This is a genomic window from Nocardia sp. NPDC056100, assembly GCF_042266325.1.
Classification (GTDB): domain Bacteria; phylum Actinomycetota; class Actinomycetes; order Mycobacteriales; family Mycobacteriaceae; genus Nocardia.
The window spans coordinates 191363-212949 of record NZ_JBHJVY010000008.1; the positions used below are offsets into that span (position 1 = coordinate 191363).

The following is a 21587-nucleotide window of genomic DNA, read 5'->3' on the forward strand; positions in this document are numbered from 1 at the left end:
GGCGATAGCGTCATGACGAACGTTCGGCAGCATGAGGTGGTCAGATGAGGCAGATTCTTTTCGCGGTGATGATCGCGCTCGCGGTGTCGATAACCCTGACACCGCTGCTCATCAAGCTGTTCGCGAAAAGGAATGTCGGACAGGAGATCCGGTCCGACGGCCCGGCCAGTCATCAGGCCAAGCGCGGCACCCCGACCATGGGCGGTATCGCCATCCTGATCGGCATGTGGGCCGGGTACCTGGGCTCGCATCTGATCGGAATCCGCTATGACGCAGAGGGTTTGACCGTCTCGGGCCTGCTGGTGCTGGGCCTGGCGACCGCGCTGGGCATCGTCGGCTTCCTGGACGACTACATCAAGCTCACCAAACGCCGCAATCTCGGCCTCACCGCCAAGGGCAAATATCTGGGCCAGCTCACCGCCGCCATCGTCTTCGGTGTGCTGGCGTTGCGCTTCCCGAACAGCTCCGGCCTGACCCCGGGCAGCCGTCACCTGTCCTATGTCCGCGACTACACCTTCCTGTCGTTCGGCGTGGTCGTCTTCCTGATACTCGTGGTGTTCCTGGTGGTGGCCTGGTCGAACGCCGTCAATATCACCGACGGCCTGGACGGTCTGGCCGCGGGTTCCATGGCTCTCGCGCTGGGCGCGTACGTGATCGTCACGCTCTGGCAGTACACCAACGCGTGTTCCATCAAGCCCGGCCCGGCCTGCTATCAGGTCCGCGACCCGCTGGATCTGGCCCTGGTCTGCGCCTCGGGGGCGGCGGCCTGCATCGGCTTCCTGTGGTGGAATGCCAATCCGGCCAAGATCTTCATGGGCGATACCGGCTCGCTGGCGCTGGGCGGGCTTATCGCCGGCATCTCGATCACGACCCGCACCGAACTGCTGATGGTGGTGATCGGCGCGCTGTTCGTGGCCGAGATTCTGTCTGTGCTGCTACAGATCGCGGTCTTCCGGACCACCCGGACCCGGCTGTTCAAGATGGCCCCGTTCCATCACCACTTCGAGCTGAGCACCTGGCCGGAGACGGCGGTGATCATCAGATTCTGGCTGCTCGGGGGCATTTCCGCAGGCGTCGGCCTGATGCTCTTCTACGGTGAGCACCTCGCCACGGCACATTGACGGTTTAGCTGTTACTGGCGGTTCCATATATGCGTAGAATATTGCTACGCTCACGCAGCAAACGATGACCGGGCCCCGCGCCCGGCCGTCACGCCACAAAGTTGTGTCATTGGAACTAACCAGGAGTATCGATGAAGCTACTTCCGAAACTGGGCCGCCGTACGGTGATCGAACCCGGCGAGGTAGCCCTGCACGCCCGGAACGTGCGATTCGATTGGTCGAACACCAAACCGGTGTGGATGGCCTCCGAACCCATCGCCTCACATGTCCTCAATGCGCTGAGCATGCTGCTGCCCGAGGGCGAGCGCATGTTCCTGGTCACCTACGGCGAAGCCCTGGAACTGGTGCGCGACGAGAAGCTGCGCGAGGCCATGATCGGCTTCATCGGCCAGGAATCCATGCACGCCGAAAGCCATAACGGAGCCCTCGAAGAGGTGCTGGCCACGCACGGCATCGACGTGGAACCCTATGTGCGGCAGGCGGAATTCCTCTTCCGCAAGACCCTGGGCCACCGCGAGATGCCCACCGCCGCGGCCCAGCAGCAGGTGCTGGTGGAACGCCTGGGCGTGATCGCCGCGCTGGAACACTTCTTCGCCTTCCTCGGCGATTGGATCCTCAACGCCGATCTGGAGAAGTTCGACGCCGACCCGCAGATGCTGGACCTGTTCCGCTGGCACGGGGCCGAAGAGGTCGAACACCGCATGGTCGCGCACGATGTCGCCGAGTACTTCGGGGTGGGCTATGTCCGCCGCGGGGCGCTCATGCTGCTCGTCTTCCCGATCTTCATCGCACTGCTGCTGCGCGGCACCAAGTACCTGGTGCATCAGGATCCGGCGCTGCCCAATCACCGGTATCCGGTGCTGGTGCTGCGGATCTTCGCGTGCATGTGGCGCGGTTCGGTGCCCGGTATCCCGTCGCTGCTGATCAGCGCCCTGTCCACGTTCAAGCCCGGTTACAGCCCCGAACCCGTTGGCTCGACCGCGCAGGCCGTGGCCTACCTGGCGCAGTCCCCGGCGGCTCGGATCATGGCCTCGTGACCACCATGAACACCATCCGGCCGGTTCCCGCCACGCCGCCGGCGGACCTGTACGGCAGGGAGCGCGTCGATCGCGCCACCCGCGTGCTGGATCTGATCGCCGAATCACGGCTGCGCTGGACCACTTTCGTGAATCGGAAGCAGCCGCCCGCGGCCATCGACGACCGGCGCACCCCGCTGGTGCTGGTGGAGCGCCGGGTGGAGGCGCACGACACCGATGTCATCAGCCTGATGTTCACCGCACCGGACGGCCGGGCGCTGCCGGAATGGCGGCCGGGCGCGCATCTGGATCTGGAGCTGCCCTCGGGCAAGGTGCGGCAGTACTCGCTGTGCGGTGATCCCGCCGACCGGCACGCCTATCGAATCGCGGTGCGCCGCATACCGAATGGTGGCGGTGGCTCGCTCGAGGTGCATGAGGCGCTCACCGTGGGCACGGCGGTCACCGTGCGCGGACCGCGCAATGCCTTCCCGTTCGTGCTGCCCGGTTACGGATCCTCCGCCGCCCGAGTGCATTTCGTGGCGGGCGGGATCGGCATCACGCCGATTCTGCCGATGATCCGCATGGCGCATCGCCTCGGCGTCGACTGGACCATGACCTATGTCGGGCGCAGCCGGGACACGATTCCCTTTCTCTCCGAGGTGGAATCGTTCGGATCGCGCGTCAGCGTGCGCACCGATGACGAGCACGGACTGCCCACCGCGGCCGATCTGCTGCCCGGTGTCGGCCCCGATACCTCGGTCTACTGCTGCGGTCCGGTCATGATGACCCAGACCATCGCCGACGCCGTGCGCGATATGCCCGGCGTGGAAATGTATTCCGAGCGTTTCTCACCGCCGCCGGTGGTCAACGGCACCGCCTTCCAGGTGGAGCTGGCCCGCACCGGTGAGGTCATCGACGTTCCCGCCGATAAGTCGGTGCTCGAAGAAGTGCTCAAAGTCCGCCCCGACAGCGCGTATTCGTGCCGTCAGGGTTTCTGCCGCACCTGCCGGGTGAGCACACTGCGCGGTGAGGTGGATCATCGGGACACCGTGCTCACCGATACCGAGCGCGCCGCGGGCGACATGCTCATCTGCGTATCGCGTTGCACCGGTGACCGTTTGGTCCTGGACCTCTAGACCTCAGCCCTGGCTCCATTCCTCCGAGCTTCGTGGAGAAGACCGTGACCGAACAGACCATCATCCCCGCCTCCGAGCGCATCGTGCGCAGCGGCGAATTCGATATCGCCGTCTACGAATACGGTGAGCCGTCCGCGGAAACCATTGTGCTGGTGCACGGCTGGCCCGATGACAATCACCTGTGGGATCGGGTGGTGCCGCTGCTGGCCGACCGCTTCCACGTGGTCACCTACGACACCCGCGGGCACGGCCGGTCCACCCGCACCGATCGCACCGAGGACTACCGCCTCGAGCATTTCGCCGCCGACTTCTTCGCGGTCGCCGACGCGGTCAGCCCGGACGCGCCGGTACACGTGCTCGCGCACGACTGGGGTTCGGTGGAGATGTGGGAAGCGGTGTGCGAACCGCAAGCGGCCGAGCGCATTTCGTCCTTCACCTCGGTATCGGGTCCGAACCTGGACCATATGGGCGCGTGGATGCAGAAGAACGTGGCGCGCGGCAAGCTGTGGGGGCCGTTCACCCAGCTGCTGTCCTCCACCTACACCGGCCTGTTCATGACCCCGGTGCTGCCGCGCGTACTGCTGCGCCCCCTGGGCACCGAGAAGGTGTGGTCGCGGTTCGTCGGGCTGATGAACGACACCTCGCCGGAGAACATCAAGTTCGGGCCGGAGTTCCGCCGCGACTTCTTCGACGGTATGCGGATCTACCGCGCCAATATCGTGCAGCGGGTGACCGGTCCGCGCGAGCGTCGCACCGAGGTGCCGGTGCAGCTGGTCATCGCGCGCCGCGATGTGGCGGTGCGCGCCGCACCGTACGCCGATACCAAGGAGTGGGCGCCCAACCTGTACCGGCGCGAGGTCGGCGGCGGGCACTGGCTGCCGTTCTCGCATCCGGAACTGCTGGCCACCTCGACCATCGAATTGATCGATTCGCTGCGCACCGGGGAGACCACGCGGGCGCTGCGCCGTGCCGAAGTCGGCCGGGAGCAGCGGCCTTTCGAGGATCAGCTGCTGGTCATCACCGGCGGCGGCAGCGGTATCGGCCGTGAGACCGCGCTGGCCTTCGCCCGGCAGGGTGCGGAGGTGGTGCTCTCGGACATCAACCTCGATTCCGCCAAGGAGACCGCGGAACTCATTGCGCGCGAAGGCGGTACGGCGCACGCGTACCAGCTGGACGTATCCTCCGAGGCCGCGGTCACCGAGCACGCCGCCGCGGTGATCGCCGCGCACGGGGTGCCGGACATCCTGATCAACAATGCGGGCATCGGGCAGGCGGGCGATTTCTTCGACACGCCCGCCGCGGAATTCGATCGCGTGCTCAATATCAATCTCTACGGCGTGATCAATGGCTGCCGCACCTTCGGTAAGGCCATGGCCGATCGCGGGCTCGGCGGGCATATCGTCAATCTGTCGTCGATGGCCGCCTATACGCCGCAGCGCGGTTTCTCGGCGTACTCGACGAGTAAGTCGGCGGTATTCATGTTCTCCGACTGCCTGCGCGCGGAATTGTCCGGCAAGGGTATCGGCGTACATACCATCTGCCCCGGTATCGTGCACACCAATATCGTTGCCAACACGCGTTTCTCGGGTGTCTCGGCCGAGGTCGAGGCCGCCAAGCAGGAGCGCTTCGACAAGCTGTACGCGGCCCGCCGCTACGGTCCGGAGAAGGTCGCGGCGCAGATCCTCAAGGCCGTGGAGCAGAACCGCGACGTGGTGCCGGTGACCCCGGAAGCCTGGTTGCAGTACCGCTTCAACCGCTTCGCGCCGGCCGTGGCGCGGTTCTTCGCGGCGCGCGTGAAGCTCACGTAACACGAAATAAGCATGTGCCCCTCGCGGATATCCGCGGGGGGCTTTTTCGTGTCCCGAAATTGCGTGTACCCAGCAGCTCGGGCGTTCACACCCATTTCCATTCCCCGAATTGCGGGGTCTGTCGAGCCGTCTTGCGGCGCTGTAGTTTTCAATTACAACAAATGACACCGGGGAGGTGAATCGCAATGCATGGGATCATTGCCTGCATCATTTTCGTGGCTCTGGCGGTGCCGGTCGCGGTGTTGATCTGGTCGAGCAATCGCGCGGAGATCAAGAGTCGGGGGCGCCGCAATCGGAGTTCGAGCTACCGCTACGGCAGCAAATACGGCGGCAGCGGCAGCAGCGGTTCGGCAAGTTGCGGCGGCGGCGGTTGCGGCGGCGGGCACGGTCATGGCGGCTGCGGTGGCGGTAGCGGGTGTGGCGGGGGCGGCTGCGGCGGTGGAGGCGGCTGTGGTGGAGGCGGCGGCGGAAGTTGAGCTATCGATTGCGGCGCTGCGGGTTTCAGGCTTCGGCCCGCAGCGCCGCTTCGATGAGATCGACCCGCTCACCCGGGACACCCCACGGATCATCCACTCCCACAACGGTATCCAGGTCCCACAGCACGCACTTCTCATCCGGCTGCGCCACCATGCTCCAGGCGACCACGGTGCGGCCGAGTTGATCGGACATCGGATCATCCGGATTGCCCGAACCCTCACCGGCCGGGAAGTGGTGCAGGAAGCGGCCGTACGCGCTGTCGCAGAAGCGCTGATAGCGCATGGTGCACAGGATGAGTCCGTGCCAGGCTTCATCGACGGCGAACGACGGCATTCCGATCACCTGCCCGTCCCGCATGGCCGCACCGCAGCAGCGAAGCCATTGCCGCAGACCGGTTTCCACCAGATCGCGGGGCTGCCAGGGGCAGGTCTTGTAGACGGCTTCGGGGAGCACCAGGTCCCGCACCGCGTTATTGATCCGGTCGACCCCGAGTGGCCGGAAACGTTGCAGCATCATGATTCACGGTACTTCGAGAAGTCGGGGACGCACATGGCGGTGATTCTGGGGGCTGCCGGAACGGCGAACCGCCGGGCAGCGTGGCTGCCCGGCGGTATCGGCTCAGTTGGCGGTTTCGATGTCCCGGTTCTGGCCGCGGGTGGCGCGCAGGCTGGTGAAGGTCACCGTCGCCAGCACCACCACGATCACCACCAGCGAGGCGGCCGTCGGGATGGTCGGCACGCCGCTCCAGACGCCGTGCGCCCAGTGCAGCACCAGCTTCACGCCGATGAAGGCGAGGATCGCGGCCAGTCCGTAGGCCAGGTGCACCAGTCGCGAGAGCGCGGCGTGCAGCACGAAATACAGTGCGCGCAAACCGAGTAGCGCGAAGGCGTTGGTGGCGAAGACCAGGAACGGGTCACCGGTGACGCCGTACACGGCGGGCACGGAGTCGACGGCGAAGACCAGGTCGGTGACGATCACGGCGGCGACGACCAGCGCCAGCGGGGTGAGGGCGCGGCGTCCGGCCTCGATCACGGTCATCTTGGTGCCGCGGTAGTCATCGGTGACCGGCATGAACCGGCGCATCAGCTTCACCGATTTCATGGACGAGACATCGACCTCCTGGTCGTGCCCGCCCGCCGCGTCGGCCAGCAGTTTCACCGCGGTGACCAGCAGAATCAGACCGAACAGCAGGAAGGCCCAGTCCAGTGTGGCCAGGGCGGCCGCGCCGAGTGCGATGAAGATGCCGCGCAGGACCAGCGCGCCGGCGATGCCGTAGAGCAGCACCCGCTGTGCCAGCGCCACCGGGACCGCGAAGGCGGACAGCAGCAGCATGAACACGAAGAGGTTGTCGACCGAGAGCGATTTCTCCAGCAGATAACCGGTGAAGAACTCCAGCCCGGTCTCATTGCCGTTGCGCACCCACAGGAAGATGCCGAAGGCCACCGGCAGGGCGATATAGAAGACCGTCCACCCGATCGCCTCGCGCATCGAAACCTCGTGCGGGCGGCGGGTTATCGCGAAATCCAGGACCAGCAGCGCCAGCACCACACCGATGGTGCTCGCCCACAACCAGGGCGTTCCGATGGATTCGATGGCGGCGGGGCTCGCCAGGAATGATAGATCAGTACTCATAGGACCTCCTCGGGCAGGAAAAACCGCCTGAGGTCTCCTTCACCCGTGTCCATGGGCAACCACCCGGGGATCACGATGGCGCGATCCGTACTGACCGGAATGATTCTTGGGAAGTACTCCCCTCGTCCGCAGACGATAGCGGACCTTTAACTCACCTGTCCAACACGCCGCGCCGTGGTCTCGCTCACCCCGGCGCGGCTTTTATGCCTCTACCTGGGGCTGAGCACCACGACGGCGATTTGCCGGGAAGTCTTCTTCTGATACTCCGCGTATCGCCCGCCATTGACCTTGTCGACCAGGGCGAAGCGGCGCGCGTACTCCGGATCATCCGGATAGGTCGGCGTGGCGGTCACCTGAATCTTGGTGGTCCCCACCTGAATCTCGCAGTCCGGCTTGGCCTTCACGTTGGCCAGCCAGCCCGGCGGCCGCGACGATCCGCCATTGGAGGCCGTCACCAAGTAGTCCTTGCCGTCCTTGGCGTAGGTGAGCGCCGAGGTCCGCGGCTGTCCCGTCTTGCGCCCGACGGTCCGCAACAACAGCGTCGGATTCCCGAACAACAGTCGATGCCCGACCAGCCCGCCGCTCTTCTCATAGATCCACTGATGCCCACGTAGCACATTCACGAACAGATTCGCCATGACTTCCTCCCGCTGAGTGGTAACGCCACCCTATGCGGTTCACGATCTGCTCACGAAGCCGCCACTACGGTTGCCTCGCTCGCAACACCGGGAGCTCCAACTCCCCTACACACCACCAGGATTCACATGAACCCCACCCAGCTGGCCACCCCTATCAAAGAACGCAACCCCGTCCTGGTCTGGCTAGTCTGGCCCCTGATCACCCTGGGCATCTACTTCTTCGTCTGGTACTACAAGATCCACAAGGAAATGGCCGAACTCCGCCGCGACCCAGACGCCCCCGTCGCAGGCCCCCTCCTGGTCATGATCTTCCTGTCCTGGACCGGCATCGCCTTCCTGATCAGCTTCTGGCGCACAGGCGACCGCATCAAAGCTTCCCAAGAGGCAGCAGGCCTCGAAGGCACCTGCAACCCCCTCCTCGGCTTCCTCCTGAACTTCGTCTTCGGCCTAGGCATCCTCTACTACCAGCTCGAACTCAACAAGATCCCCGCCCGCTTCGCCCAGTAGCAGACCCCTTCTCCCCGTACCACTTTCGAACAAACGAATCCCCCGTCAACACCGTCGACGGGGGATTTCCACTTCAACCTACGACACCGTAGCCCCCAACTAGGCATCCCCCACCGCGCCGGGGTAACATCGCGAGGCCCGCAGCTCCCCGCAGCGGTCAGGGGCGGTAGCTCAGTCGGTTAGAGCCGTGGACTCATAATCCATTGGTCGCGGGTTCGAGCCCCGCCCGCCCCACTCGGATTGCATCGGCGGCTCATGCGCCGACCCGGTCGGCAGCGAGTTGGCCTGCCAGTTCCCAGGTGCGGCGCTCATCTTCCGAGCTGCCAAGATCGGTGCTGGTGATGACTACTTCGGTGGCTCCGGCTTCGAAATAGCGGTGGATGCCGGCGGTTATGGTTTCCTCGTCGCCGATCAGGGCCAGGTCTGCGGCTCGGGATGCGCCCTCCAAGTTGATTACTCGGCTGTAGGACGGGATCTGTTCGTAGAAGGACAGTTTGTCGTGGGCGTGGGCGCGGACCGCCTCGGTGTCGGCGGTGACCACGGCTGGGACGAAGGCGACCACGCGGGGTTTGGTGGCCGATGCGCGGGTGACCGCCGGGACGATGTGGGTGGACAGGGTTTTCGGACCGGCCAGGTAGGGGAGGACGCCGTCGGCGAGTTCGCCGCTGACGGCTAGCGCCTGCGGGCCCATCGCGGCCACCAGCACGGGGGGTCGGGGTTGAGCGCCGGGGACTGCTGTTGGCAGGGTCGGTGTGACGGTCAGCAGTTCGCCGTGGAAATCGGCCGTGCCGGTCTCTAGTAATTGCAGTGTCGCGGTGAGGAATTCACGCAGACGAGCGATGGGGTGGTCGAATGGCGTTCCGAACGCGTCGGCGACGAGGGTCGAACCTACAGCCAGTCCGAGGTGGTAGCGGCCATGTGTCGCGGCCTGTGCGGTTTGGGCCTGTGCGGCGACGTTCACCGGGTGGCGGCCGATGACGGGGATGGCCGAGGTGCCTACCTGGAGGCCGGGGACTTCGCGGCCCACGATCGCGGCCAGGGCGGGTGAGTCGTAGTCCATGCGCTGGCCGAACCAGGCGGATTTCAGGCCGAGGTCGTGGGCTGTTCGAGCCTTGGCCACGATGGCGTCGACGTAGTTCTCCACGTTCGTGGCGGCCAGCGCGATTCCGAGAGTCATTCCATTGGCAACCCTGGTGCAGTATCGACTGTTCCCATATGCGCATTGAAATCAGTTTGAGCACAACGGTTTTGGAAATGCGGTACGCCCGGATACTTCCAGCGCGTCCACGACCGTCGGGTCAGTCGACGCGGTAGCGGGTGGCGAGGGTGGGGCTTTGGCTGTTGAAGGCTGCGAGGTCGGCTTCGAAGACCTTGGGGAGGAGGGTGGGGTCTTCGACGCCGGGGGCGCAGACGACTTCGCCGAGTTCGAGGCCGCGGAGGCCCGCGGTGACTACGTCGTCGGCGGACATGCGCGGTACGGCGCTCAGGTCGAGGCCCTGGCGTTCGTGGAATTCGGTGGCGACTACGCCTGGGCAGAGGACCTGGACTTTGACGCCGGTGTTTTCCAGTTCGGCGCTGAGGGTTTGGGACATGGCGACGAGGTGGGCGAGGGTGCCCGCGTAGACGGCGCGGCGGGGCATGACCGTGGTGGGGGCGGGGCCGCTGAAGGCGATCATTCCGGCGACGTTGATGATCGCCCCGGAGCCGCGCTGCTGCATGCCGCCGACCGCCGCGCGGGTGATCAGGGTGGGGGCCAGGACTTTGACTGTGACCAGTTCGCGGGCCTTGTCGGCCGGAAGATCGGCGAGGGGCATGTAGTAGGCCACGCCCGCGTTGTTGACCAGCAGGTCGAGGGGTTCCGTGGCGGCTTCGGCGACCGCGTCGATGCCTTCGATGGTGGAGAGGTCGGCGGCGAGGGGGCGGATTACGCCTTCGGGAAATTCGGATGCGAGTTCCTCGAGGCGATCGGTGCGCCTGCCTACCTCGATGACGGAATAGCCGTCACCGGCCAGGCGGCGGGCGAATGCCCGGCCGATGCCCGAGGTGGCTCCGGTTACGAGGGCTAGTTTGGTCATGGCTACTCCCTGGTCTCGGGGGCGGACACACGTGCGGGATATCGCTCCTGCCACCGTAGCCGCTGGTCCGCGAGATCTCTCCGACCTCCGAAGCGATTCGGGATCAGACTGCGCGGGTCGCGATTCCGGGGTAATCCACCACGAGCCCGGAGGCGTCGTAGATCAGCGTGCCGCTGAAATCGAAGGCGGGAGCGGCGTATTCGTAGCGATGGTGCCCGTCGGAATCCGGAATGCGTTCGTAGTGCTGCTCCAGGCGATCGACCGTGAGGTCGGTGGCACGGATATAGGCCGCTGGGGCGGGGGAATTCGCGCCGACGGACAGGTTCAGCCGGTGGATGGGGAAAGCGTTGGTCATAGCGGAGGATTCGAGGTCTATGTCGAGGCACCCGTCGAGATGCGCTGCGGGGGTGCCGTTCACGAGCCAGTGCGCAGTGCCGTCGGTTTCGAGTTTTATCGACCGTTGGCCGGACCGGGTCCGGCTGGTGATGCGGGCCGCTCGGGTGGACCAGTCAGGTGCCAGGGCGATGCGGTACTCGACGATCCAGGTCTCACCGAGTTCGATTGCGGTGGTGCAGCCTTCGATGCGAAGCCCGTTCCCGAGCCGCTCGAAGTAGGCCACCTCGAAGCCGGAGCGAGCGTCGGAATGCGACCATGCCGCGGACGCGGGAGGAGGCGTGAATGTCATGGCCGCCTCCCGTCTTCCGCATCAGGATATGGCTTCGGTCATGGCCACGGCGATGGGTCCGAGCAGTGGAAGCGCGACATTCGAGAGCGCGTAGACGATCGTGTACGACATCAGAGGCGTCGCATTGCCCGCCACCTGCTGCACCGCCGTAATGCCGGGCGTCGAGCATTGCTGACCCGTGATCGCGCCCAGCGCAAGCGGCGCAGGGAGTTTCATGAACTTCCAGGCCACCACGAGCGAGATGCACGCGGGAATAGCGGTCATGAGGATGCCCGCGATCGGAAGCCCGAAGCCGAACTTCTGCACCAGGTCCACGGCTTGCGGTCCGGAGGTCAAGCCGACCACGGCGATGAACACCGAGAGCCCGAGGGTTTTGATGACATCGGCTGCGGCAGGCGCGTATTGACCGATCTCGGGATTCCTGGAGCGGAACCACCCGAAGAGCAGACCGGTGAGCAGGCACCCGCCACCGGTGCCGAGGGTCAGCGGGATACTCCCCACCTGCACAACGATTTTGCCGATCATGAAGCCGAGCGCCACACCCAGCGCGATGTAGATGATGTCGGCCTTGACACTCGGATCCAACCGATAGCCAAGCGACGGAACGACTTTGGCGAGATCTGCCTTGGACCCGGTGAGCCGCACCGTATCTCCGCGCTGCACCGCCATACTCGTATGCAGCGGCAGTTCCTTGTCCTCGCGGACCACGCCGGTGACGTACAGCCGGTTGCCGAGCTGTTTGTCGATATCACCGAGGGTGGCGGCGGTCTGCCGGTGATCGAGCACCACCTGATCGATCTCCAGCGCGGTCTCCAGATCCGAACTGGGCACGATCTCCGGCCCGATGGCGTCCTCCGCGGGCACCATATCCGCGCGCGGCCCCACCACCAGCACCTGATCCCCGGCCCGCAGCACGACATCATCGGCGACCGCGATCACCTTGCCGCCCCGCAACATTCGCTCCACGGTCAAATGCCCGCCGAGATCCGCGGTCACCGTCGCGATGGTCTGCCCGGCCACCCGCTGCACCTGGAAGGCCCGCCCGATGAGATCGGGCGCGGCGGCGACCTCCGATCCATCGGAGTCGTCATCACCGCCACCGAGCTGCTTCCACAGCTTGGCCGCCTCATCGCGCAGATTGATGCGCATGACGAGCGGGAACACCTGACTCGTCAGCAACACCACCACGATGAGCCCGCAGATATACGAAATCGAGTACGCCGTACCGACATTCGCCTGCATGGCCGCGATCTCGTCGGCGGGCCGATCGAGCCGCGAGATCGCATCCGTCGCGGTGCCGACCGCCGCCGATTCGGTCGCTCCACCCGCGAGCAGCCCGGACGCCGTTCCCGGATCGAGCTTCATGACGACCGTCGCGACCGCGGTGATCGACAGCACGCTCGCCACCTCGATCAGCGTGAAAGTGCCGTACTTCAAGCTCTTTCGGTTCAAGCTGCCGAAGAACGTCGGCCCGGAGATATAGCCGAGCGTGAAGATGAACAGCGCGAAGGCGATATTCTTCACCTGCGCGTTCACCGTGATGTGCCCGGCCATGCCGACGAAGATCGCCACGATCAGGGTTCCGGCCACACCGCCCAGCGACAGTTTCCAGATCCTGATCTTGCCGATCGCGTAACCCAGTGCCAGGCAAAGGAATAGCGCGGCCTCGGGGGTGTCCTGTAGGAACCTTTTTATCGCATCCATGAAACCGTCCTCGATCGAAGCGAGCCGGATCAGCGAGTCTTGGTGCGGTTCTGAAACTCCGAGTGGTACTCATCCATGATCTGCCGCAGCCACTGCCCGATCTGCGCGTAGCTGTCCTGTCGGAGGTTGGCCATCGAGACGCGCACCGACCATTGCGGTCCGTCGAACCCGCCGCCGTTGAGCAGCACGATCGACCCCTGTTCGGCCAGCCGGAATACCGGGTCGACCGGTTCGTGCTCGGTTTGCAGCCACTGCGCGAACTCCGCGCTCCAATGCTGTTTCACCCACACCATCAGATCGAGTTCGACGTAGTAGTTGGCCGCGTTCGGATCCGGTGGCACCGGTACCTGAAGACTCTCGGCGAGCGTCTTCAACCGGCGCGCGATGATCGCCTCGCAGTTCTTCTTATGCCGCGCGTCCTTGTCGAGCAGATCCGCGAGTGAGAACAGCGCCATCTGAACCTGTTGCGGTGTGGACAGTCCGGCGGTGTGATTGAGCGCCACATCCCGCGAATCCGCCACCATGCGGTCGATGAATTTCAGCTTCTCCGGTTGCAGCGCGATGGTGGAATACCGTTTGGTCAGCGCATCCCGCTGTGCGGTGGGCAAATTCGCGATGCGCGGGTCGAAGATATTGTCCTTGGCCACCGCGATGACGCCCAAACGCCAACCGGTACAGCCGAAATACTTGCTGAACGAGTACACGCCGATGGTATTCGCGGCAGCGATCGACATCAGCGATTGGAAGCCGTCGACGAACGTCCCGTACACATCATCGGTGATGATGGTGAGGTTCGGATTCTCCTTCGCCGCGATCTGCTTGATGCGTTCGAGCGTCGCCGAATCCAGCATCACCGACGGCGGATTCGAGGGATTCACCAGAAACAGCGCCTTGACGCTGGGATCGGCGAGCTTCTCGATTTCGGAGGCCGGGTACTGCCAGGTATGCATTCCGTCCGGCGCGTTCTTCGACGCCTGCACCTCGACCACATCGAACTGATACCGCTCCAGATGCGGAATTTCCAGGTACGGCGTGAAGATCGGCGTCATGATCGCGATCCGATCACCGGGCGCGAGAATGCCGTTGACCACGCAACTGTCGAACAGATAGCACATGGCGGCGGTGCCGCCCTCGGTGGCGAACAGATCCCAGCCGCCCGCGGGCGCACCGCCCATCGCCTGGTCGAGGTACGCGTGTACCACCTGTTCGATATGCGTGAGCATGCGATCGGGGACCGGATAGTGGTCGCCGTGGATCGCGTCGGCCAGCTCCCCCACCCAGGCATCGGCGTCGAATTTCAGTGTGCCGACACCGTATTCGACCGCACCGCGCAGCAGTTCCACCTCATCGCTCGCGGGTTCGGCGGTAAGAAATTGCTCGAATCGCGCCGCGATTCCAGCGGATTGCGGCATGCCGCCCAGCCCCGGAAACTCATCCCAGTCCCGGACTGCCTCGGTGACCGCGAATCGCCCGAGCAGATAGAACGCCGAGCGCGGTACGACGGAGGTCCAATTCGGATTGCCGCGGCCCGCGTTGATCATGGCGTGCGCGGTCTTGTGCATATTCTCATCGGCCAGATCGATGAGTTCGTCTTTCAGTTCGAACGGGCTGAGCCGTTCATACTTCTTCTCGGTACCGCGATCGACCTCATTGTCCACGCTCATCGTCCAACCTCCGTATGTCGAAGTGCGGTCGATCCGTATCCAGCGCATACCGTGACATGCGTAAATGAATGCCGACTGTCACGACACGCTATCTCGCGAGGTTCGAAATCTGGTTGTCACAGCGGTGGTGCTGCAACGCTATCGCGACACGATCCGACAGGAGAGCACAATGGCGCGGATATCCATTTTCGGGATGGTCGGCTTGGCGGCCTGTTCGGCAGTGCTGGTGGCGGGATGTGCGAATGGATCGACCGATTCCGAGTCGGCCGCGCAGTCCTCGGCCGCTTCGCAGACCGCCACGAGCACGGCGAAGAGCACCCCTGTTCCCGGTCAGCTCCCCCGCATCACCATTCTGGCCACGGGCGGCACCATCGCGGGCAAGGCCAATGCCAACTCCGCCGTCGGCTACACCGCCGGTGAGGCGACCGCGCAGGATCTCATCGACGCGGTGCCCGGTATCGACAAGATCGCCAAGCTGGACGCGGAACAGATCGCCAATATCGGCAGCCAGGATATGAACGACGAAGTGTGGCTGACCTTGGCGAATCGGATCAATCAGATCTTCGCCGACGATAAAGCCGACGGCGTGGTGGTCACGCACGGCACCGACACCATCGAGGAGACGGCGTTCTTCCTCGATCACGTGGTCGCGAGCCCCAAACCGGTGGTGCTGGTGGGCTCCATGCGCCCCTCCACCGCGTTGAGCGCCGACGGCCCGGCCAATCTCCGCTCGGCCGTCCAAGTCGCCGCCGACGCCGATGCTCGCGACCGCGGCACCATGGTCGTCCTCAACGACACCATCCACGGCGCGAAGGATGTCACCAAAACCAACACCACCAGCGTGCAGACCTTCGTCTCACCGAACACCGGCCCACTCGGACACGTCGACGCCGCCGCGGTGACCTTCGCCGAACCCGCCTCCGCACACCCGCGCCTGACCTTCCCGGTCCCGGGCAAATCCCCCCTCCCCCAGGTCGCCATCGTCTACTCACACGCGGGCATGGACGCCACCCAGGTGAACGACGCCCTCGGCCACGGCGCGCAGGGCATAGTCCTGGCGGGCGTCGGCGACGGCAACACCGCCAAGCCCGTAGTAGCCGCCCTCAGCGCCGCCGCGGGCAAGGGCGTCCTCGTAATCCGTTCCAGCCGAGTCGGTTCCGGCAGCGTCGTCCGCAACGCCGAACTCAATGACGACGAACTCGGCACCATCTCCGCCCTGGACCTGAACCCCGCCAAGGCCCGCATCCTCACCCAACTCCTGCTCGCCAACGGCATCACCGACAAGGCAAAGGTCCAGCAGGACTTCGCCGATTGCTGATCGCCATTCATTGAGTAGTTACCCCGTGTCGCGAGCGCGGACCGGCGACAAGGATGGAACCTGTTCGCGGACACACCGATTGCGGGGGTTGTGATGGAAGAGGATGCGGGGCAGCGACCGAAGGGGCTTGGAAAGCGGGCCTGGGTGGTCACCCAGTTCGTGCGGCGGATTCTGCGGGCGCTGGCCTGGTCGAATTTCGTGCGGGTGACCGTGATCGGGCGGGAGCTGGTGCCCAAGACCGGGCCGGTGATCATCGCCAGCAATCACATTTCCATGTTGGACGCGGTATTCCTGTGGGGTGCGCTGCGGCGGCGCGCGGTGGCGATTGCCATGGCGGAGTTGTGGACCTGGCCGGTGGTCGGGTGGCTGGTACGGCGGCTGGGGCAGATTCCGGTGGTGCGCAAGGACAGTGGGTCGGGGCAGAGTGCGCTGGAGCGGGCGGAGCAGGTGCTGCGGTACGGCGGGGTGTTGATCATCTATCCGGAGGGGCGGTTGGTGGCGGCCGGGGAGGATGAGCCGTACAAGCCGGGGGTGGCGAAACTGGCGCTGGCGACCGGGGTTCCGATCATTCCGGTGGGGACGAGTGGCACCGATCGGGTGCTGCCGATGCGGCGGCTACGCGGAGACGGCCCGAAGTTCGATCGATCGCAGCAGGTCACAATCCATTTCGGGTCTCCCGTCGACCCGGCCGAGTTCGACGATCCGGAGAAGTTGCTGGATCACCTGCGGCAGCGGATCGAGGGCCTGACGCAGTGAGATCAAATCGCAGACCGTTCGGTATCGAACAAAGGTTCGACTCGAGGTAATCTCTCGGGCCATGCCGGAACTGTCCAGACGCGATTGGGCGACGATGAATCTCGAGCAGGTGCGGCGGCAGCTGCTCGATGCCGCCGCGTTCGGCAAGTACCTCACCCCCGAGCAGCTCGAACACGCCGCCGGGAAGATCGGCGAGGGACTGCGGGTCTTCAAGGAGGAGACCGAGCCACCACGGTGAGCGGACACGTGAGCATGAAAAAGGCCGGTACCGCGCGGGCACCGGCCTCGGATCAGCTGTCCACGTGTACGTGCGGCCGCTGCGAGCGGCGCGGTACCGCACGCCGCAGAATCTCCCGCGTCACCGGTGCCACCTCACCCTCACCGAAGAACATGAAGCGCACCAGATTGGTGAGCGGATTGCCTTCGGTCCATTCGAAATACACGTGCGGCGGCGTACCGGTGCGATCGCGAATCGCCAGCAGGATCGCCGCGATGGAGTTCGGCACGGCCGCCGCCTCCACCGAAAGGATGTGGTACTGATCCACTTCCACATCGGTGACCAGCAGTTCGGTGCTGAACTCCGAAGGGTCCTTGACGATCACCTCGAGGAACAGGATCGGATCATCCTCCGGAATATGGCTTTCCCGGCGCTGATCGGCTTCCTTCTCCGCGTACTCCTCCGGCTCCCGCTTATCGATATCGTGCGTGACGATCCGGACCTCACCGCGCGCGGCCAGCAAATCGATCAAATCCGCCGCCCGCTCATCGAAAGTGACTGTCACAGCCCGCAATTCGAAGGCCCGGCGGAACCGCGAAGCGAACGAGACCACCAGCGTCGCCACGATGAACAGCAGCGCCAGCTGCGCGCCCTCGGGCTTCTCGATGACATTGTCGATCGTGGTGTACACGAAGATCGCGGACACCACGCCGAACGACACCACCCGCGACCGCTGCCCCTGCCGCGCCGCCGACAGCGTCACCGCGACGGCCGCGGAGGTGATCAACACCAGCACACCGGTCGCGTACGCCGCGCCCTGCGCATCGACACTGGCATCGAAATACCAGGTGATGCCGAAGGCGATCGCCGCGAAAACCAGTACCAGCGGCCGAATCTGGCGCGCCCACTCCGGTGCCATGCCGAAGCGCGGCAGGTACCGCGGCACCAGATTCAGCAGTCCGGCCATGGCGGACGCGCCCGCGAACCACAGGATGGCGATGGTGCTGATGTCGTAGACGGTGCCGAAGGTATTGCCGAGCTGCTCATGCGCGAGGTACGCCAGCGCGCGGCCGTTGGCCGGTCCGCCCGCCTTGAACGCGTCCTCCGGAATCAGCACGGTGGTAATGAAACTGGTGACGATGAGGAAGCCGCTCATGATGAGCGCGGCGGTGGTCAGCAGTTTGCGCGCGCCGAGGATGCGGGCGCGCGGATGCTCCTCGGTGTCCTCCGGGCAGCCCTTGATCTGCGGCATGACCGCGACCCCGGTCTCGAATCCGGACAGGCCCAGCGCCAGCTTCGGAAACACCAGCAGCGCAACGCCGATCATGGCGATCGGACTGCCGTGCTCGGCGGTGAGCGCGTGTCCCCAGTCGGTGACCATGGACCCGTGCTGGATCACCGCCACCACACCGCGAATGGCGACAACCAGATTCAGCGACAGATACACACCCACGAGTACGACGGCGATCCCGATCGCCTCACTGAACCCCTTGAGGAACACCGCCGCCAGCAATGCCAGCAGCACCAGCGTGATGAGCACGTTATGCCCGTGCAGCGCATCGGGCATGAGCGGATTCTCGACGATATGCGCCGCGCCGTCGGCCGCCGACAGCGTCATGGTGATGGTGAAGTCGGTGGCCGCGAAGCCCAGCAGCACCAGGATCAGCAGTTTGCCCCACCAGTTCGGCAGGAATTTGGCGAGCATGGCGATGGATCCGCCGCCGTGCGGACTCTCCTTGGCGACCCGGCGGTACACCGGCAGCGCGCCCAGCAGGGTCAGCGCCACGAGTACCAAGGTGGCCAGCGGCGACAGCACGCCCGCGGCCAGCGCCGCGATTCCGGGCTGATAGCCGAGCGTCGAGAAATAGTCGACACCGGTCAGGCACATCACCTTCCACCAGGAATGCTGATGTTCCTTGGGCGCGCGTTTGGCCATGGGTCCGGGTAGTTGGGAGTGTTGCTCCCCCGCGTCCTCCAGCAGCCAGGCCGCGAATCGCGTGCGTAGCGCAGGCTCGGTCGTGGTCAAGAGAGTCCTCCCCGGAACCCGTGTGTCCGGTTTCCCGGAATCAGCCGAAATGTCGTGGCCAATGTACTCACGGCGCGCCGAGGACAGACACACCCCGCGCCGCGAGTCGCGCGGGGTGCTGTGCTAGCCGGGAAGGCCCGCGGAAAGACCGGAGCGAGCCAGCCGAGAAGAGGAAGCGATCTAGCCCAGATACGCCATGACGGCATTGGTGAGCGCCGTCGCCAATCGGGCACGCCCGTCCGGGGATTCGAGAATTGCCGCGTCACCCGGATCGCGCATATTGCCGCATTCGACCAGTGCCGCCGGGCGCTCGGCGAGATTGAGCCCCGCGAGGTCCGCACGCGGGTTCATCCCGTTCGAACCGACATAGGTGGAGGGCGTGAAACCGGCCCCGACCAGTCCATCGCGCAGCGTGGTCGCCAACCGGCTGGACGGCTCGCCCTGCGAATCATTCACCGCGGGAGAGGAATAGGCCACGTGGAAACCGTGCGCACCGGCGGGCGCGCCATCGGCGTGAATGGAGACCACGGCCGCCGCGTTCACCCGCTGTCCGAGGGTGCCGCGCTCATCGACGCAGGGTCCGACGCCATTGTCATTATCGCGGCTCATCACCACGCGAATCCCGCGCTGGCTGAGCAGATCCCGCATGCGCAGCGCCACATCGAAGTTGAATTCGTGCTCGGTGTAACCGTCATTGCCATTGGTGCCGGTGGTGTTGCAGGCCTTCATACCGCCGCGCCCGTCGGGCACCTGGGCATTGATCTCATCGGTATGCGAAGCGCCGCCGCCATTGTGGCCGGGATCGAGCACCACCACGCGTTCGGCGATCGGGAAGATCGGCAGCGCGGGCAGATCCGCCATCGGGCGATGCTGTCCGGGAACGGCCGCCGCCCCGGTACCTCCCGCCGCGATCAGCAGAGCACCGGAAATGGCCGCCAGAGCTTTCCAAGGTCGCTTGCGCACCCGGCCCACCATACGGGCCGAAGCGCGCGGCGTTAAGTCACTCCTCGAGCTTGCGGAGCAGTTCGGCGAGTGTGCGCAGTTCGTCCGGGGTGAGCGCGGCGGCCGCCGCCGGCGCGGGATCGGGCGTGGCGAGCGCGTCCAGCACCAGCTCGCGTCCGGCCGGGGTGAGCGAGACCAGTTTGACCCGCCGATTACCGGGATCGACCTCGCGCACCACCAGGCCGCGCTCCTCGAGATCATTGACGTTGACGGTCGCCGCGGGCGCGTCCATGGTGGCGGCGTGCGCGAGTTCCTTGACCGACAGCGGTCCCGGCAGCAGCCGCTTCATGATGCGAAACCTGCTGAACGGCAACCCGGTTCGCTCGACGACGGCGCGTTTCCAGCCGTCCCGGGAGTCCATCACCAGGTGGGTCAGCTGCCGCCAGACCTCATCGGGGGTGGGCGTGTCAGACATGTGCGGGGACCTTCTGTTCGAGCAGGGGTGCGACGCGGTCGCGGGTGCGGTACGCCCACGAGGTGTTCGCGGCCACGCCGAGCATGGGCACGGTGACCGCGAGCGCGGCAATGGTCCACCACAGCCCCGCTCCGGTGAGCGCACCACACAGTGCCACACCGAGGCTGACGCCGACCTGACGGCTGGTGGAGGCGACCGCGGCGGCGGCCCCGGCGCGATCGAGCGGCATACCGCTGACCGCGGCGGTGGTGATGGGCGCGTTGACCATGCCGAAGCCGATGCCGAACACCGCGAACATGATGATCAGCTGCCACTGCGGGGTGGCCGGGGCCAGCCGGGTCAGCGCGACCGATGCGATCGCCATCAGCGTGCCCGCGATGACCAGGGACGGCCGGGTGCCGTAGCGGCCGACCATGCGCCCGGAGATGGGCGAGAAGATCAGCATGCCGATCGCCATGGGCAGGTACAGCAGACCGGTGTGCACGGCCGAGAACTCCCGTGTCCCTTGCAGATACAGCGAGATGTCGAACAGGAACGCGCCCAGTGCCGCGAACGCGCACACCGCGGTGATGGTGGCCGAGGCGAACGGGAAGCTGCGGAAGAAGCGCAGATCGATGAAGGGCGTGGGATGCCGCGACTCATGCCAGAGGAATCCGGCCAGCGCGGCGGCGGTCAACACGAAGATGACGGGTTTGTGCTCGATCAGCCCGAATACCAGGGTGAACATGAAGGCGATGGCCAAAAGCTGTCCGGCCCAATCCATTCCACGCGGCTGACTCGACTTGGATTCGGGCACGAAGAGCGTGGTGAGCACCAGGGCGACGGCCACGATGGGCAGGTTGATCCAGAACACCGACTGCCAGCCCAGCGAATCGATGAGCAGTCCGCCGACCAGCGGTCCCATGGCGGTGGAGATGCCGACCACCGCACCCCAGACGCCAACGGCGCGTGCGCGTTCCATGCGGCCGGTGAAGACGGTGGTGATGATCGACATGGCCACCGGATTCAGCATGGAACCGCCGATGGCCTGCAAAAACCTTGCGCCGATGAGGATTTCGATGGTGGGCGCGAGGCTGCACAGCAGTGAGCCGAGCGCGAAGGTGAGCAGCCCGATGCGGAACACGCGCTTGCGGCCGATGCGGTCGGCCATGGCGCCGGACAGCATGAGCAGGCTGGCCAGGGTGAGGGTGTAGATGTCGACGATCCACTGCAACCGGGTGAGCGGTGCGCCGAGATCGGACTGGATGGTGGGGATGGCGACGTTCACGATCGTCGCGTCCATGGAGGAGATCAGCAGGCTGAGGCAACAGGTGATCAGGATGAGCGTCTTGCGCTCTTTGCTGAGTTCCCCAATAGCTGTATTCACACAACGATTGTGAAACTAAAACTA

20 protein-coding genes and 1 tRNA gene are annotated in these 21587 nt (G+C 65.3%); 9 read left to right on the forward strand and 12 right to left on the reverse strand.

Annotation, left to right across the window (positions count from 1 at the left end):
* The first annotated feature begins 44 nt into the window (after nt 1–44).
* The 4 genes from mraY to ACFC0O_RS44775 all read left to right on the forward strand — a co-directional run bounded on the left by mraY (nt 45) and on the right by ACFC0O_RS44775 (nt 5081).
* Nucleotides 45–1121 carry a phospho-N-acetylmuramoyl-pentapeptide-transferase gene (gene mraY / locus ACFC0O_RS44760; RefSeq protein ID WP_375968392.1) on the forward strand — a complete coding sequence of 359 codons (1077 nt, stop codon included), beginning with the start codon at nt 45–47 and terminating at the stop codon, nt 1119–1121.
* Between the two features lie 131 nt (nt 1122–1252).
* On the forward strand, nt 1253–2158 hold the full coding sequence (locus ACFC0O_RS44765) for a metal-dependent hydrolase (protein WP_375968393.1): 906 nt from the start codon (nt 1253–1255) through the stop codon (nt 2156–2158).
* 5 nt (nt 2159–2163) lie between these two features.
* Complete coding sequence (locus tag ACFC0O_RS44770) at nt 2164–3273, forward strand: PDR/VanB family oxidoreductase (RefSeq protein ID WP_375968614.1); 1110 nt, start codon at nt 2164–2166, stop codon at nt 3271–3273.
* Nucleotides 3274–3317: 44 nt separating this feature from the next.
* Nucleotides 3318–5081: an SDR family oxidoreductase gene (locus ACFC0O_RS44775; RefSeq protein WP_375968394.1), complete on the forward strand. Its 1764-nt coding sequence runs from the start codon at nt 3318–3320 to the stop codon at nt 5079–5081.
* A 501-nt stretch (nt 5082–5582) separates the two neighbouring features.
* On the opposite strand, the gene ACFC0O_RS44780 is transcribed toward ACFC0O_RS44775, so the two are convergent.
* From ACFC0O_RS44780 to ACFC0O_RS44790, 3 genes are all read right to left on the reverse strand, one after another.
* Nucleotides 5583–6074, reverse strand: coding sequence for a hypothetical protein (locus ACFC0O_RS44780; protein ID WP_375968395.1), 492 nt, complete (start codon nt 6072–6074; stop codon nt 5583–5585).
* Nucleotides 6075–6176: 102 nt separating this feature from the next.
* A complete protein-coding gene (locus tag ACFC0O_RS44785; RefSeq protein WP_375968396.1) occupies nt 6177–7190 on the reverse strand; it encodes a TerC/Alx family metal homeostasis membrane protein in 1014 nt (337 codons plus the stop codon).
* Between the two features lie 209 nt (nt 7191–7399).
* A complete protein-coding gene (locus tag ACFC0O_RS44790) occupies nt 7400–7828 on the reverse strand; it encodes a nitroreductase family deazaflavin-dependent oxidoreductase (RefSeq protein WP_364638334.1) in 429 nt (142 codons plus the stop codon).
* A 126-nt stretch (nt 7829–7954) separates the two neighbouring features.
* On the opposite strand from ACFC0O_RS44790, the gene ACFC0O_RS44795 reads away from it, so the two are divergent.
* Together ACFC0O_RS44795 and ACFC0O_RS44800 are read left to right on the forward strand one after the other, a co-directional pair.
* Nucleotides 7955–8335, forward strand: coding sequence for a DUF4234 domain-containing protein (locus tag ACFC0O_RS44795; RefSeq protein ID WP_375968397.1), 381 nt, complete (start codon nt 7955–7957; stop codon nt 8333–8335).
* 160 nt (nt 8336–8495) lie between these two features.
* Nucleotides 8496–8569 (forward strand) — tRNA-Ile (locus ACFC0O_RS44800).
* A 19-nt stretch (nt 8570–8588) separates the two neighbouring features.
* On the opposite strand, the gene ACFC0O_RS44805 is transcribed toward ACFC0O_RS44800, so the two are convergent.
* From ACFC0O_RS44805 to ACFC0O_RS44825, 5 genes are all read right to left on the reverse strand, one after another.
* The gene (locus tag ACFC0O_RS44805; RefSeq protein WP_375968398.1) at nt 8589–9512 is read right to left on the reverse strand and encodes a TIGR03564 family F420-dependent LLM class oxidoreductase; all 924 of its coding nucleotides are present in this window, start codon (nt 9510–9512) and stop codon (nt 8589–8591) included.
* A gap of 121 nt (nt 9513–9633) precedes the next feature.
* Complete coding sequence (locus tag ACFC0O_RS44810) at nt 9634–10410, reverse strand: SDR family NAD(P)-dependent oxidoreductase (protein WP_375968399.1); 777 nt, start codon at nt 10408–10410, stop codon at nt 9634–9636.
* Nucleotides 10411–10513: 103 nt separating this feature from the next.
* The gene (locus tag ACFC0O_RS44815) at nt 10514–11095 is read right to left on the reverse strand and encodes a putative glycolipid-binding domain-containing protein (RefSeq protein ID WP_375968400.1); all 582 of its coding nucleotides are present in this window, start codon (nt 11093–11095) and stop codon (nt 10514–10516) included.
* 21 nt (nt 11096–11116) lie between these two features.
* Entirely contained in the window at nt 11117–12799 is a 1683-nt protein-coding gene (aspT, locus tag ACFC0O_RS44820; protein WP_375968401.1) for an aspartate-alanine antiporter, read from the reverse strand.
* Nucleotides 12800–12828: 29 nt separating this feature from the next.
* Nucleotides 12829–14463 (reverse strand): bifunctional aspartate transaminase/aspartate 4-decarboxylase, encoded by a 1635-nt coding sequence (locus ACFC0O_RS44825; RefSeq protein ID WP_375968402.1) that lies wholly within the window; start codon nt 14461–14463, stop codon nt 12829–12831.
* A gap of 169 nt (nt 14464–14632) precedes the next feature.
* On the opposite strand from ACFC0O_RS44825, the gene ACFC0O_RS44830 reads away from it, so the two are divergent.
* From ACFC0O_RS44830 to ACFC0O_RS44840, 3 genes are all read left to right on the forward strand, one after another.
* Complete coding sequence (locus tag ACFC0O_RS44830; RefSeq protein WP_375968403.1) at nt 14633–15781, forward strand: asparaginase; 1149 nt, start codon at nt 14633–14635, stop codon at nt 15779–15781.
* Nucleotides 15782–15874: 93 nt separating this feature from the next.
* A complete protein-coding gene (locus ACFC0O_RS44835) occupies nt 15875–16537 on the forward strand; it encodes a lysophospholipid acyltransferase family protein (protein ID WP_375968404.1) in 663 nt (220 codons plus the stop codon).
* 61 nt (nt 16538–16598) lie between these two features.
* Nucleotides 16599–16775, forward strand: a complete 177-nt coding sequence (locus ACFC0O_RS44840) for a DUF6374 family protein (RefSeq protein WP_375968405.1) — start codon at nt 16599–16601, stop codon at nt 16773–16775.
* Between the two features lie 52 nt (nt 16776–16827).
* On the opposite strand, the gene ACFC0O_RS44845 is transcribed toward ACFC0O_RS44840, so the two are convergent.
* From ACFC0O_RS44845 to ACFC0O_RS44860, 4 genes are all read right to left on the reverse strand, one after another.
* Nucleotides 16828–18780 carry an amino acid transporter gene (locus ACFC0O_RS44845; protein ID WP_375968406.1) on the reverse strand — a complete coding sequence of 651 codons (1953 nt, stop codon included), beginning with the start codon at nt 18778–18780 and terminating at the stop codon, nt 16828–16830.
* 180 nt (nt 18781–18960) lie between these two features.
* A complete protein-coding gene (locus ACFC0O_RS44850; protein ID WP_375968615.1) occupies nt 18961–19641 on the reverse strand; it encodes an N-acetylmuramoyl-L-alanine amidase in 681 nt (226 codons plus the stop codon).
* Between the two features lie 139 nt (nt 19642–19780).
* Nucleotides 19781–20197 carry a MarR family transcriptional regulator gene (locus tag ACFC0O_RS44855; RefSeq protein ID WP_364638365.1) on the reverse strand — a complete coding sequence of 139 codons (417 nt, stop codon included), beginning with the start codon at nt 20195–20197 and terminating at the stop codon, nt 19781–19783.
* Nucleotides 20190–21563, reverse strand: coding sequence for an MFS transporter (locus ACFC0O_RS44860; protein WP_375968407.1), 1374 nt, complete (start codon nt 21561–21563; stop codon nt 20190–20192). The genes ACFC0O_RS44855 and ACFC0O_RS44860 overlap by 8 nt, the downstream gene beginning before the upstream one ends.
* Between the last annotated feature and the right edge of the window lie 24 nt (nt 21564–21587).